Source organism: Pantoea sp. X-Soil-ISGK-259 (genome assembly GCF_059730705.1).
Genome location: NZ_AP035986.1, coordinates 3,657,730 through 3,671,773 on the forward strand (window position 1 = coordinate 3,657,730; position 14,044 = coordinate 3,671,773).

Consider the following 14,044-nt stretch of genomic DNA (forward strand, 5'->3'; position numbering starts at 1 on the left):
TCTTGTGATTATTCCCTGGCAACAGGTCTCACCTGAGACCCTTGAAAATCTGATTGAAACCTTTGTGCTGCGTGAAGGCACAGACTACGGCGAGCAGGAACGCAGCCTGCTGGACAAGGTAGCTGATGTGCGACGCCAGCTGGAAACCGGTGAAGTGGTGCTGGTGTGGTCGGAACTGCATGAATCGGTCAATATCATGCCGCGCAAAGAATTTCGTGGCTGATGCACCCGGCATCATTTCATGATAACAATGCTCATCGCCCGACCTCACAGGGAGCTTTTCTATGTCTGCACGTCATCCCATTATCGCGGTGACCGGTTCCAGCGGTGCAGGAACCACCACCACCAGCCTCGCGTTTCGTAAAATCTTTCAGCAGCTCGATCTTCATGCTGCTGAACTTGAAGGCGACAGCTTTCACCGCTTTACCCGCCCTGAAATGGATATGGCGATTCGTAAGGCGCGCGATTTAGGACGTCACGTCAGCTACTTTGGCCCGGAAGCCAATGACTTTGGTCTGCTGGAGCAGAGCTTTAAAGAGTATGGTCAAAGCGGACAGGGCCAGTCGCGTAAATATCTGCACACCTACGATGAAGCCGTACCGTGGAATCAGGTGCCCGGCACCTTTACGCCCTGGCAGCCGCTGCCGCAGAACACTGACATTCTGTTCTATGAAGGACTGCACGGCGGCGTGGTGACGGCGCAGCATAACGTGGCGGAACAGGTTGATTTGCTGGTGGGCGTTGTGCCCATTGTTAACCTGGAGTGGATTCAGAAGCTGGTGCGCGACACCGGCGAGCGCGGTCATTCACGCGAAGCAGTGATGGATTCCGTGGTGCGTTCGATGGAAGATTACATCAATTTCATCACGCCACAGTTCTCGCGCACCCACATCAACTTTCAGCGCGTCCCGACCGTCGACACCTCAAACCCGTTCGCTGCCCGCGCCATTCCGTCACTGGATGAGAGCTTTGTGGTGATTCATTTCCAGGCGCTGGAAGATATCGACTTCCCCTACCTGCTGGCGATGCTGCAGGGTTCGTTTATCTCGCACATCAATACGCTGGTCGTGCCCGGCGGCAAAATGGGTCTGGCGATGGAGCTGATCATGGGTCCGCTGGTGAAGCGGCTGATGGAAGGTAAGCGGATAGAGTAAGAGGTCAGCAAAAAAAACGCAGAGAGCAGAGGCCTTTCGCAAAGAGGTAAAACTGGCATTTCTGCGGGGAAAGGCTTACTGCTGAGCTGGCTTCAGGGAGCATACACCTTTCGCAAAGACGCAAAACCGCCATCCCTGGCAGGCTCAGCGCGGGCCATCCCTGGCCCGCTATGCTTTGCTACAGGCATATGCTCCCTTCGCTTCACGTCCGGCAGCCACATCCGTTTTCAGAAAGGTCGCCACTGAAAAAACCTGGTGACAAAGAATCTGACAGCAACACCTAAGCTCAACACGCCGGGAACCGGGTCAGAAGAGGAAAGCGTCCCGCGACTGGGACAAAAACGCCGGGAGCGTTTTTGAACAACGCAAAGCGTTGGCCCGGTATGGGCGCACCTCAGGGATGAGGTGCGTAATAGCGCGGGCACAGTCTTAAAGCGGACTCTCTATGCAGGAACGGCCCGACACCAGACCGACTCCGAATTGGCCCGCGACTTTAAAATGCCCTTCAGCCTGTTACAGCTCAATCACTTCATAGCTATGCGTAATCGTCACACCTTTACCCAGCATGATGGCCACCGAACAATATTTTTCAGCAGAAAGATCCACCGCGCGTGAGACCGCTTTATCCTGGAGCGCTTTACCACTCACGATAAAGTGCAGGTTGATGTGCGTAAAGATTCGCGGCGCCTCTTCACGACGTTCTGAGGTCAGTTTTACTTCACAATCAGCCACATCGTTACGGCCTTTTTGCAGAATTGATACCACGTCAATCGCGCTGCATCCGCCGGCCGCCATCAGCACCATCTCCATTGGGCTGGGCGCTTTATCGCCCGAATTTCCATCCATCAGTATCTGATGGCCGGATGAGGATTCTCCGAGGAATGTCAGTCCTTCTACCCACTTCACTCTTGCCTGCATGATTTTTGCTCCGGAATACGCTGTTTTGTCGCCAGAGTACGCTTTCGCCTGGTAAACAGCAATCCAGAGAAATCCGCCTGTAGCTGAAGCGAGACAACACAAGACAGTCGGCAAAAGCTGTGCTACAAACAGTGCTGAAAATATTTTTCGTCACCCGATGGCGAAGCCGGGAAGAATGATGCGCACTGCGCCTGATGCGGCCCGAATAATTTCCTGAAAGGGAAACGCTTGAAGCTTTCACCGCCTGACAGGGAAAACTGCCCCCTGTATTTTGGGCACGATTACAACAGAGGATAATAGCGAATGGTTCTCGGCAAACCGCAAACAGACCCTACACTCGAATGGTTCCTGTCCCATTGCCATATTCACAAGTATCCATCCAAAAGTACGCTGATTCACCAAGGTGAAAAAGCAGAAACGCTTTACTACATCGTGAAAGGTTCCGTCGCGGTTCTGATTAAAGATGAAGAAGGCAAAGAGATGATTCTTTCCTACCTGAATCAGGGCGATTTCATTGGTGAGCTTGGCCTGTTCGAAGAAGGCCAGGAGCGCAGCGCCTGGGTACGTGCGAAAAGCGCGTGCGAAGTGGCGGAGATTTCTTACAAGAAATTCCGTCAGCTGATTCAGGTTAATCCCGACATCCTGATGCGACTCTCCTCGCAGATGGCGCGTCGCCTGCAGGTCACGTCTGAAAAAGTGGGTAACCTCGCTTTCCTCGACGTCACCGGACGCATTGCACAGACCCTGCTCAACCTGGCGAAGCAGCCAGATGCCATGACGCATCCCGACGGCATGCAAATTAAAATCACTCGTCAGGAAATTGGCCAGATTGTGGGTTGTTCACGCGAAACCGTGGGCCGTATTTTGAAGATGCTGGAAGATCAGAACCTGATCTCCGCACACGGCAAAACCATCGTCGTTTACGGCACCCGCTAATTCCTGTCACCCACGGCGTGATGGCAACATCACGCCGTTATTGTTTGTGTTGGGCCGATGTGGCGTCGAATTATTTACCATCCTGAAGTCAACTACGCCTTGCGGCAAACGCTGGTGCTTTGTCTGCCCGTCGCGCTGGGCTGGCTGGCTGGCGACCTGCAAAAAGGTCTGCTGTTCTCGTTAGTGCCTGCCTGCTGCAATATTGCCGGTCTGGATACCCCGCATAAACGCTTTTTCAAACGCCTGATTGTGGGTGGCAGCCTGTTTGCCCTCGGCAGCTTCCTGATTCAGTGGCTCACACTGCATGCCATTCCGCTACCGCTCATCCTGTTCGCCATGCCCCTGCTGCTCGGCGTGACGGGTGAGATCAGCCCGCTGCATGGTCGTCTGCTGCCCGGCACGCTTATCGCCGCCATTTTTACCCTGAGCCTCATTGGCCGCATGCCCATCTATGTTACCCCGCTGCTCTACATCGGCGGCACGCTCTGGTATGGGCTGTTTAACTGGTTCTGGTTCTGGCTGTGGAAAGAGCAGCCGATGCGCGAAAGCCTCAGCCTGATCTACCGCGAGCTGGCTAACTACTGCGACGCCAAATACACCCTGCTGACGCAGCTGACCGACCCGGAAAAGGCACTGCCGCCGCTGCTGGCGCGTCAGCAGAAAGTGGTCGATCTGATTAACACCTGCTATCAGCAGATGCACATGCTGTCGGCAAGCCGCGATCACAGCCATAAGCGGCTGACGCGCGCCTTTCAGGTGGCGCTGGATCTGCAGGAACACATCTCGGTTAGTCTGCATCGGCCGGAAGAGGTGCAGAAGCTGGTCGAACAGAGCCATGCCGAAGCGGTGATCCGCTGGAATGCCAAAACCATTTCGGCCCGGCTACGGGTGCTGGCGGATAACATCCTTTATCACCAGCTACCCGATCGCTTTGCGATGGACAAACAGCTTGGCGCGCTGGAGAAGATCGCCCATCAGCATCCCGACAATCCGGTGGGTAACTTCTGTCTTTACCACTTCAACCGCATTGCGCGGGTGCTGCGCACGCAGAAACCGCTGTATCAGCGTGACCTGATGGCGGATCGTCAGCGCCGTCTGCCACTGTTACCGGCGCTGCGCAGTTATCTCTCTTTTCGCTCGTCAGCGCTGCGCACCGCCGGACGCTTTGCGGTAATGCTGATGCTGGGCAGTGCACTGGCGCTGTTCTTCAACATCCCCAAACCTTACTGGATCCTGATGACCATCATGTTCGTCAGCCAGAACGGTTACAGCGCTACGCGTGTTCGCATCCAGCACCGTGCGCTGGGCACCTTTGCCGGTCTGGTGATTGCGGCCGCCACGCTGCGGCTGGCGGTGCCGGAGTCGCTGGTGCTGCTGATCATGCTGGCAATAACCTTTATCAGCTATCGCTTTACGCGCCAGTTCTATGGCTGGTCAATGATTGGCTTTACGGTCACGGCGGTTTACTCGCTGCAATTGCTGTCGCTGAATGGCGCGCAGTTTCTGCTGCCGCGACTGATGGATACGCTGATGGGCTGTCTGATCGCCTTTGGCGGGATGCTGTGGCTGTGGCCTCAGTGGCAGAGTGGCTTACTGCGACAGAACGCCCATGATGCGCTGGAAGCCGATCAGGACGCACTGAGATTGTTGCTGGGTAACGAACAGTCACCTGAGAAACTGGCGTATCAGCGCGTGAAGGTGAATCAGGCGCACAATGCGCTGTTTAACTCGCTGAATCAGGCGATGCAGGAACCCGCGTTTAACTCCCGCTATCTGAGTGATATGCGGCTCTGGGTCACGCACAGTCAGTTTATTGTTGAGCACATTAATGCCATAACGATTCTGGCGCGGGAGCACACTATGCTGACCGACTCGCTGGCACAACGCTATCTGCAATCCTGTGAAATCGCGCTACAGCGGTGTCAGCAGCGGCTGGAATATGATGGTGAAAGCTCACAGGTTAATCTGCTGGATGATCTTGAGAACATCAGTGAGGGACCTGTCACGGTGGTGGAACAGCATGTGCGACGTATTCTTGACCATCTGAGCGTGATGTACACCATCTCCTCACTGGCATGGAACCAGCGACCACAACATGGCCGCTGGCTGATCAGACGCTTACGTAAAAACTAGCCTAGCCGTTAAGCACCTTGCCGACGGCGGTGGCGAAGCGGCGCATGCCCTCTTCGATATCGGCCGGTTCGATAATCAGTGACGGCGCAAAACGCATCACGTCGGTGCCGGCAACCAGCACCATCACGCCCTCAGCGGCGGCGGCATTCAGTATGTCGCGTGACTTCCCGGCATGCTGAGGTTTAAGCGCGGCGCCAATCAGCAACCCCTTGCCGCGAATGTCACTGAACAAGTCATACTTCGCATCAATGGCCTGCAGCGCTGTGACAAAGTGCTCACGCCGCATATCGACACCCGCCAGCACGTCCGGCGTATTGATAATATCCAGCGCCGTTTCAGCGATGGCGCAGGCCAGCGGATTGCCGCCATACGTGGTCCCATGCACGCCTGGTGCCATGGTCGAGGCGATCTCGTTAGTGGTCAGCATGGCGCTGACCGGGAAACCGCCGCCCAGCGCTTTGGCTGAGGTCAGAATATCGGGCTGGACGCCATAATGCTCATAGGCGAACAGTTTGCCGCTGCGTCCCATGCCACTCTGCACTTCATCCAGCACCAGCAGCGCCTGATGCTGATCGCAAAGCTCGCGCAGTCCCTGCATAAATTCCTGCGTCGCGGGCACTACGCCGCCTTCGCCCTGAATCGGTTCAACCACGATGGCGCAGGTGTGGTCGTCGATTACCGCTTTCACTGCATCAAGGTCATTAAACGGCACGTGGACGATATCCGCCGGTTTCGGCCCGAACCCGTCGGAATATTTTGGCTGTCCGCCGACCGTAACGGTAAACAGCGTCCGGCCATGAAAGGCGTTATGGAAGGCGATGATTTTACTTTTAAACGGGCTGTGACGTTTGCAGGCGTAGTAGCGCGCCAGCTTAAACGCGGCTTCGTTGGCTTCGGCACCGGAGTTGGCAAAGAAGACGCGATCGGCAAAGGTCGCCTGGATTAACTTACTGGCAAGGCGCAGCGCCGGTTCGTTGGTGAAGACGTTGCTGGTGTGCCACAGCGTCTCGCCCTGGCTTTTCAGCGTCTCCACCAGCGCAGGATGGCAGTGTCCAAGTGCGGTGACGGCGATACCACCCGAGAAATCGATATACTCTTTGCCCTGCTGATCCCATACACGGCTGCCCTTGCCTTTTACCGGCACGAACTGCGCAGGTGCATAAACAGGCAAAATAACGTTATCGAACGTCTCCCGCGTGACCGCAATTTTTTCCGCTGCCATTGATGACCCCATTTAAATGATTATTGTGCAAACATGAAATAATAATCACAAAATATGCATAAAAAATCACTCAAAGGCAACTTATTGCTCAAGGAAATTGCGCAGCAGCAGATGTCCCTGCTCGCTGAGAATGCTCTCGGGATGGAACTGTACGCCTTCCAGCGCCAGAGTTTTGTGGCGGAATCCCATAATTTCGTCAGGCTCGCCGTCACGCATCGTCCAGGCCGTCACCTCGAACGCCTCGGGCAGAGTATCGCGCTGCACAATCAGCGAGTGATAGCGGGTCACGGTAAGGGGATTATTGAGATTGCGAAACACGCCCTGGCCGGTGTGCTGAATGGCAGAGGTTTTGCCGTGCATCACCTGACGCGCACGTACCACCTGCGCGCCATACGCCTGCGCAATCGCCTGATGGCCCAGGCAGACGCCCAGCACCGGCAGCTGTCCGGCGAAGTGCCGGATTGCCGCCAGCGAGATGCCTGATTCCGACGGCGTGCAGGGGCCAGGCGAGATGACCAGATGGGTCAGTGGCAGCGCCGCCATCTGCTCCAGCGTGATGGCATCATTGCGCACCACCTGAACCTGCGCGCCCAGCTCGCAGAAATATTGATAGAGATTCCAGGTAAAGGAGTCGTAATTGTCGATAAGCAGCAGCATGACGTGTCCAGAATGATAAACCGCGCCGCTATTCTACGCGGTGAGGCCGCCTCACTCACCACTTTCGCAAAGACCTGCTCCAGCGGGACCAAATCTCCGGCTACACCGGCCTGATTCGCCGCTTTCCAGCTTTCAGCATCCGTCTCTTCCCAGTTCAGCAGATATCCGGCATGCAGTGCAAGCTGTTCAAAGAAAATCCGCTGCGCCCGACCATTTCCGTGGCGGAAAGGATGCAGCATATTGATTTCGCAATAGTAGTGAGCGAGGCGCTGAATAAATTCGTCACGCGGCAAATCAGCTAACCCCTTCTCTTCTTCCAGCGCGGCCATCAGGGCATTGCCTTCCTTTTCGATATATTCGAAATGACAGAACGGCGTCTCATCACGCCAGATATCAATGGTGCGCAGTTCCCCCGCCCAGCTGTAGACATCCTGGAACAGCGTGCGATGGATCTGGCGCAGGTAAGGCAGCCCGGGATTACGCGGGCCCAGCTCCAGCGTAGCGGCGCGTGCCGCACTAAAGCTCAGCTCTGCCTTGCGCAGCTGCGCAGCGTCATGAATATCGGGCAGGTTTTTCAGCACGTTGTCGTGCTGCCACAGGTAGGGATCCTGGCTGACGGCGGTATTAGAGTCCATATTGCCTCCTCAGTGACGCCAGACGTGCGGCTGCATCATCGCTGTTAACACTGGTTTCATTTGGCATGAAACCTTCCAGCCGACAGCTGGCCTGATAGCTGGCGCTACGTCGCTGTTGCCACAGGGTGACCTTCTGTTTTTCGGTGAGTTTGTTCGCCATGCCGCCTCCTGCTCAGGTTTTTGCCCTAAGTATAAGAGCAATTTCTGGCTTTGCCGGAGGCGACAGACGGTCGCCATCCGCAGATGGCGACGAAAAGCGTTAAGGCAGGACTTTAGCGGAGAGGATAACTACCGGTTTGGACGGAACATTCTGGTAAGGACCCACATCTTTGGTCGGAACCTGAGAAATTTTTTCAACCACATCCTGACCTTTCACAATCTTGCCAAATACGGCATAGCCAAAATCGCGCTGTCCGTGGTCGAGGAAGGCATTATCCGCGACGTTGAGGAAGAACTGGCTGGTCGCACTGTCTTTATCGGCGGTACGCGCCATAGAGATGGTGCCGCGCAGGTTACGCAGGCCATTGTCCGCTTCGTTTTTAATTGGCGCGTTGGTCTGCTTCTGCTGCATGTCTGTGGTGAAGCCCCCACCCTGCACCATAAAGCCCGGGATCACGCGGTGAAAAATGGTGTTGTTGTAAAAACCATTGTTGACGTAATCAACGAAGTTTTTCACAGAAAACGGCGCTTTTTGGTTATTCAGTTCGAGTTCAATATTGCCGGCGGAGGTGGTGAGCAGAACGTGGGTGTCACCTTTTGCGGCCAGCGCCTGGGCGGAAACGGAAGAGAGCGCTAACAGGGTGATGGCCGCTGTTAAAGTACGTTTAAACATGAAAGATTCCTTACCTGGGAGAGCGGGCACAAAAACGTGATTGATTGTAAAGAGACTCTATTCCATGAGCCAGCGTTTTACCTATATTTACGCTGTTGCAGCAAAAGGTCTGAGCAAACGTTAAACACCCGCAATTGCGTGATTAAAATCACACAATACATGAAATATGGATCTGTAGTTTCACTGCTTGTTTATTAAGATCACAGTTCCGTTTACACTTTCTGACACTTTTTGCCACCCGGTTCTCAACAGGTTCAGAACATGACAAACCGTAATCGTATTGGCCTCACCTGGATAAGCTTCTTCTCCTATGCACTGACCGGCGCGCTGGTGATCGTTACCGGCATGGTAATGGGCGATATCGCAAAAGATTTCCAGATCCCCATCTCCAGCATGAGTAATACCTTCACCTTCCTCAACAGCGGCATTTTAGCTGCGGTCTTCCTGAACGCCTGGCTGATGGTCATTGTGCCGCTGAAGCGCCAGCTTATTTTCGGCTTCGTCCTGATGGTGCTGGCGATAATCGGATTGATGACCAGCCGCGATCTCACTGTCTTCTCGCTCTGCATGTTTGTACTGGGTGTGGTGAGCGGCATTACCATGTCGATCGGCACCTTCCTGATTACCCACATGTATGAAGGTCGTCAGCGTGGTTCACGCCTGCTGTTCACCGACTCCTTCTTCAGCATGGCGGGCACACTGTTTCCGGTGCTGGCAGGGATTCTGCTGGCGCGTCAGTTGCCGTGGTACTGGGTCTACGTCTGCATCGGCTTTATCTACGTCGCCATCTTCATCATGACGCTGTTTGTTGAGTTCCCGGTGCTGCGTAAGCCTGAAAACAGCCCGACGGTTGAGAAAGAAAAATGGGGTGTGGGCGTGCTGCTGCTGGCAGTGGCGGCACTCTGCTACATTCTGGGCCAGCTCGGCTTTATCTCCTGGGTGCCGGAATATGCCACCAAAGTCATGGGCATGAACATCAATGACGCAGGACAACTGGTGGGCAGCTTCTGGACGGCGTATATGGTGGGTATGTGGGCCTTCAGCTTCCTGCTGCGTTTCTTCGATCTGCAACGCATTCTGATGGTGCTGGCAGGCCTGGCGACCGTGCTGATGTACTGGTTCGTCAGCAGCAGCGATGCTGGCATGCTGAAGTGGATCATCATGATTCTTGGTTTCAGCTCAAGTGCTATCTACACCACCATTATCACTCTGGGTTCACTACAGACCAAAGTGGCTTCACCGAAGCTGGTGAACTTCATCCTGACCTGCGGCACCGTCGGCACCATGCTGACCTTTGTGGTCACGGCACCTATCGTTGAGAAAAGTGGTGTGCATACCGCACTGGCGACGGCTAACGCGCTCTACGCCGTGGTGTTTGTAATGTGTGCCCTGCTCGGCTTTGTCAGCCGTCATCGTACTCACGGTCACGTCACGCATTAATCCTTCAGAGCGGCGAGTCATCGCCGCTCTGCTTTCTACCGCCGGAAGTCGATGCGCTCCCGTTCCCGCCAGTAAATCTCGCTTTCTGCGGGCTTTGTCTCTGCCACCACGACACCACGACGCAATGAATAGCGCACCGGCACCTGCCTTCTGACCGCATCAAAACCGCTTTCCGCTGGCAGAATGATCAGGCTGGCCTCGTTGCCGCTCTGAATGCCATAACCTGACAGCTGCATCGTCTTCGCGCTGTTATGCGTAATCAGATCCAGACCCGCATCAATCTGCTCATAGCCCATCAGCTGACAGACATGTAATCCCATATGCAACACCTGAAGCATATTGGCGGTGCCCAGCGGATACCAGGGATCAAACACATCGTCGTGGCCGAAGCAGACGTTAATCTCTGCCTCCAGCATCTCTTTTACGCGCGTTATCCCGCGCCGCTTAGGATAGGTGTCAAAGCGACCCTGCAGATGAATATTGACCAGCGGATTGGCAATAAAGTTAATGCCCGACAGTTTAAGCAGCCGGAACAGCCGTGAGGCGTACGCGCCATTGTAAGAGTGCATTGCGGTGGTATGACTGGCCGTCACACGTGCGCCGTTGCCATCGCGATGTGCCAGCGCCGCCACGGTTTCCACAAAACGCGACTGTTCATCATCAATCTCATCGCAGTGAACATCGATCAGCCGGTCGTAGCGGTTAGCCAGCGCAAAGGTTTTATGCAGCGACTCGACGCCATATTCGCGGGTGAATTCGTTGTGCGGAATGGCGCCGACCACATCCGCGCCCAGCCGTAACGCCTCCTCCAGCAATGCTTCGCCGTTGGGATAAGAGAGAATGCCCTCCTGAGGAAACGCGACAATCTGAAGGGTGATCCATGGGGCCATCTCCGCTTTCAGCTCCAGCATCGCTTTCAGCGCCGTCAGTGACGGATCGGACACGTCAACGTGAGTGCGGACAAACTGGATACCGTTGGCGATCTGCCACTTCAGCGTCTGCAACGCCCGCTGTTTAACATCTTCGTGGCTGAGCAGCGCCTTGCGTTCGGCCCAGCGCTCAATGCCTTCAAACAGCGTCCCGGATTGATTCCATGCCGGTTCACCCGCCGTCTGGGTGGTATCCAGATGAATATGAGGCTCAATAAAGGGCGCGCAGGCTATGCCGCCCTCACCGTCCAGTGATTGATCCGCGGGTGAAGGCTGCTGCGGCTGAGCTGAAATGCGGGCAATTTTTCCGTCGGCGATTTCGATTTGCCACAATCCTTCCCGCCAGGGTAAACGCACGTTATTGATCCACTTGGGTGACAACATGGCTGATTCCTTATCCGGTTAACCTGAGTGGTTAAAACTAGCACGATTCATACCACGCACGGCAATGCAGGATATTCAGCAGGTTAGCCTCACCAGATAAACTTAATTAAAATCAAAAACATACCTCTTAATAGGTATATAGGACCGTGGTTGATGTATATCAATAAGCGTCAGAAATGGCGCGCTATTGTAGCCGCAGATATCGCAAATTTGAGGCAAAAATGAGCAAGCACAATGTCGTCGTTATTGGTAACGGCATGGTCGGCCAGCCGGAGAGGTGACCAGTCCCAGCCTGATGATCATCGGCAGCGTGGTGAGTCTGCGTGAAAGCCTGCGCTGGTTTTAAATCCTGCAAATAAAAACGGCGGGCACAAAGCCCGCCGCGTTGTTTGTCTGCTCAGCCATTATGGCATCGCGACAAAGCCTACCGCCTGATAAACCTTCTTCAGCGTTTCCTGCGCCTGTGCGCGTGCTTTGGCCGCGCCATCACGCATTACCTGCTCCAGCAGGGCTTCATCGTTGCGGAAGCGATGATAACGCTCCTGAAGCTCAGAGAGCATGCCCGACACAGCATCGGCTACCGCGCCTTTCAGATGACCATACATTTTGCCTTCGAACTCCTGCTCCAGCTCAGCAATGGTTTTACCGGTCACGCCTGACAGAATATCCAGCAGGTTAGACACGCCCGCTTTTTCTTTGATGTCGTAGCGCACCACTGGCGGCTCTTCAGAATCAGTAACGGCACGTTTGATCTTCTTCACGACCGCTTTCGGATCTTCCAGCAGGCCGATAACGTTATTGCGGTTATCGTCGGACTTGGACATTTTTTTGGTCGGTTCCAGCAGCGACATGACGCGCGCACCCGATTTCGGAATGAACGGCTCTGGCACTCTGAATATGTCGCCATAGATCGCATTGAAGCGATGTGCGATATCACGGCTCAGCTCCAGATGCTGCTTCTGATCTTCACCCACCGGCACCTGATTGGTCTGATAAAGCAGAATGTCCGCCGCCATCAGCACCGGATAATCGAACAGACCAGCGTTGATGTTCTCTTCGTAACGCGCTGATTTATCTTTGAACTGCGTCATGCGGCTCAGTTCACCGAAGTAGGCGTAGCAGTTCAGGATCCAGCTCAGCTGCGTGTGTTCTGGCACATGCGACTGAACAAAGATGGTGCTTTTTTCCGGGTCGATACCACAGGCCAGATAAAGCGCCAGCGTGTCCAGCGTCGCTTTGCGCAGTGCTGCAGGATCCTGACGCACGGTGATTGCGTGCAGATCAACGATGCAGTAAATGCAGTGAAAATCATCCTGCATCTGCACCCACTGACGCAGCGCTCCCATATAGTTGCCAATGGTCAGTTCGCCGGACGGCTGTGCGCCGCTGAAAACGATGGGTTTCATACTTAAGTCCTGATATTTACAGCCCCAGAGCGGGCAAAAGTTCGTCGAAAGAGTCGAGGGTTAAATCGGGCTGGCTGGTCACAATCGGCTCGCCATAATTATAACCAAAGGTCATACCCACATTCGGTACGCCTGCCGCCTGCGCCGCCTGAATATCATTGCGAGAGTCGCCAACAAACAGCAACTCATTCTGCAATACGCCGAAGGTGCCCAGCACCATAAAGATCGCTGCAGGGTGCGGTTTTTTAACCGGCACATCGTCGCCACCAATAATCAGCGAAAACGCATCGGCAATGCCCAGCGATTCCAGCAACGGTGCCACAAACGGCGTCGGCTTGTTCGTCACAATCGCCATCGGCAATCCGGAAGCCTTTAATGCCTCCAGCGTCTGTTTTACCTGTGGAAACAGCGTGCTACCCGCCTCTACCGTATCGGCGTAGTGCCGGTCAAACAACGCCCGCGCATCACGCTGCTCTTCAGGCTGCGGTTCGCGACCCAGCGCGAAGGTCAGCGCGCGGGCCATCATGATATCGGCACCGTTGCCGATCCAGGTGGAGACCCGCTCAAGGCCCGCCTGCGGCAGGCGGAGATCGCTCAGCGTGCGGTCGATCGCATCAGCAAGACCTGGCGCGCTATCCACCAGCGTGCCATCGAGATCAAACGCCAGCGCACGAATCTCAGTGAAATGAGCCATTGGCTTTCTCCAGTTCATTGCGCATGTCGTCGATCACTTTTTTATAGTCAGGATGACCGAAGATGGCAGAACCGGCGACAAACATGTCAGCACCGGCAGCCGCTATCTCGCGGATATTGTCGATCTTCACGCCGCCATCCACTTCAAGGCGAATGTTGTAACCGCTCTGATCGATACGTCTGCGCGCTTCACGCAGTTTATCCAGGGTGCCGGGAATAAATGACTGACCGCCAAAACCAGGGTTCACTGACATCAGCAGAATGATATCCAGCTTATCCATGACGTAATCCAGATAGCTAAGCGGGGTCGCCGGGTTAAACACCAGACCTGCTTTACAGCCATGCTCTTTAATCAATTGCAGGGTGCGGTCAACATGTTCGCTGGCTTCGGGATGAAAGGTGATGTAAGTGGCGCCGGCTTTGGCGAACTCAGGGATCAGCGCATCTACCGGCTTCACCATCAGATGCACATCGATGGGAGCGGTGATGCCATAGTCCCGCAGTGCTTTTAGCACCATCGGACCCATGGTCAGATTAGGGACGTAGTGGTTATCCATCACGTCGAAGTGCACCACGTCACCTCCGGCCGCCAGCGCTTTGGCTGTGTCTTCGCCCAGACGGGCAAAGTCCGCCGAAAGGATTGAAGGGGCCAGCAAATATTGTTTCATCCGATTCTCCCACTGTTGTGCGCCAGCCCGGAGGCTG

The 14,044-nt window shown here is 54.9% G+C and carries 14 protein-coding genes and 1 pseudogene; 5 read left to right on the top strand and 10 right to left on the bottom strand.

Going from position 1 to position 14,044, the window contains the following annotated elements; genetic code table 11:
• Window positions 1-4 precede the first annotated feature (4 nt).
• A complete protein-coding gene (locus AC6I77_RS17475; RefSeq protein ID WP_003852945.1) occupies window positions 5-223 on the top strand; it encodes a YheU family protein in 219 nt (72 codons plus the stop codon).
• Window positions 224-284: 61 nt separating this feature from the next.
• A complete protein-coding gene (locus tag AC6I77_RS17480) occupies window positions 285-1,154 on the top strand; it encodes a phosphoribulokinase (RefSeq protein ID WP_003852946.1) in 870 nt (289 codons plus the stop codon).
• A gap of 513 nt (window positions 1,155-1,667) precedes the next feature.
• Here the strand turns inward: AC6I77_RS17480 and AC6I77_RS17485 are convergent.
• Window positions 1,668-2,072 carry an OsmC family protein gene (locus AC6I77_RS17485; RefSeq protein ID WP_003852949.1) on the bottom strand — a complete coding sequence of 135 codons (405 nt, stop codon included), beginning with the start codon at window positions 2,070-2,072 and terminating at the stop codon, window positions 1,668-1,670.
• Between the two features lie 303 nt (window positions 2,073-2,375).
• Between AC6I77_RS17485 and crp the strand changes: the two genes are divergently transcribed.
• Together crp and AC6I77_RS17495 are read left to right on the top strand one after the other, a co-directional pair.
• Entirely contained in the window at window positions 2,376-3,008 is a 633-nt protein-coding gene (gene crp, locus AC6I77_RS17490; protein ID WP_003852956.1) for a cAMP-activated global transcriptional regulator CRP, read from the top strand.
• A 57-nt stretch (window positions 3,009-3,065) separates the two neighbouring features.
• On the top strand, window positions 3,066-5,141 hold the full coding sequence (locus AC6I77_RS17495) for a YccS/YhfK family putative transporter (RefSeq protein ID WP_497817170.1): 2,076 nt from the start codon (window positions 3,066-3,068) through the stop codon (window positions 5,139-5,141).
• A 1-nt stretch (window position 5,142) separates the two neighbouring features.
• On the opposite strand, the gene argD is transcribed toward AC6I77_RS17495, so the two are convergent.
• The 5 genes and pseudogenes from argD to ppiA form a co-directional block, all read right to left on the bottom strand.
• Entirely contained in the window at window positions 5,143-6,363 is a 1,221-nt protein-coding gene (argD, locus tag AC6I77_RS17500; RefSeq protein WP_003852959.1) for a bifunctional acetylornithine/succinyldiaminopimelate transaminase, read from the bottom strand.
• A gap of 81 nt (window positions 6,364-6,444) precedes the next feature.
• On the bottom strand, window positions 6,445-7,020 hold the full coding sequence (locus AC6I77_RS17505; RefSeq protein ID WP_008926263.1) for an aminodeoxychorismate/anthranilate synthase component II: 576 nt from the start codon (window positions 7,018-7,020) through the stop codon (window positions 6,445-6,447).
• 44 nt (window positions 7,021-7,064) lie between these two features.
• Window positions 7,065-7,655 (bottom strand): annotated as a pseudogene (locus tag AC6I77_RS17510) (putative adenosine monophosphate-protein transferase Fic); the annotation flags it as partial.
• Complete coding sequence (locus AC6I77_RS17515) at window positions 7,645-7,815, bottom strand: YhfG family protein (protein ID WP_003852968.1); 171 nt, start codon at window positions 7,813-7,815, stop codon at window positions 7,645-7,647. The pseudogene AC6I77_RS17510 and the gene AC6I77_RS17515, both read right to left, overlap by 11 nt.
• Window positions 7,816-7,914: 99 nt before the next feature.
• Entirely contained in the window at window positions 7,915-8,487 is a 573-nt protein-coding gene (ppiA, locus tag AC6I77_RS17520; RefSeq protein WP_337028770.1) for a peptidylprolyl isomerase A, read from the bottom strand.
• 261 nt (window positions 8,488-8,748) lie between these two features.
• Between ppiA and tsgA the strand changes: the two genes are divergently transcribed.
• Window positions 8,749-9,927 (top strand): MFS transporter TsgA, encoded by a 1,179-nt coding sequence (gene tsgA / locus AC6I77_RS17525; RefSeq protein WP_003852972.1) that lies wholly within the window; start codon window positions 8,749-8,751, stop codon window positions 9,925-9,927.
• Window positions 9,928-9,962: 35 nt separating this feature from the next.
• Here the strand turns inward: tsgA and AC6I77_RS17530 are convergent, their stop codons facing one another.
• From AC6I77_RS17530 to rpe, 4 genes are all read right to left on the bottom strand, one after another.
• Window positions 9,963-11,240, bottom strand: coding sequence for a cytosine deaminase (locus tag AC6I77_RS17530; RefSeq protein WP_497817171.1), 1,278 nt, complete (start codon window positions 11,238-11,240; stop codon window positions 9,963-9,965).
• Between the two features lie 404 nt (window positions 11,241-11,644).
• Window positions 11,645-12,646, bottom strand: coding sequence for a tryptophan--tRNA ligase (gene trpS, locus AC6I77_RS17535; protein WP_003852975.1), 1,002 nt, complete (start codon window positions 12,644-12,646; stop codon window positions 11,645-11,647).
• Window positions 12,647-12,662: 16 nt separating this feature from the next.
• Window positions 12,663-13,340 carry a phosphoglycolate phosphatase gene (locus AC6I77_RS17540; protein WP_039660818.1) on the bottom strand — a complete coding sequence of 226 codons (678 nt, stop codon included), beginning with the start codon at window positions 13,338-13,340 and terminating at the stop codon, window positions 12,663-12,665.
• Entirely contained in the window at window positions 13,324-14,007 is a 684-nt protein-coding gene (gene rpe, locus AC6I77_RS17545; RefSeq protein ID WP_003852981.1) for a ribulose-phosphate 3-epimerase, read from the bottom strand. The genes AC6I77_RS17540 and rpe overlap by 17 nt, the downstream gene beginning before the upstream one ends.
• Between the last annotated feature and the right edge of the window lie 37 nt (window positions 14,008-14,044).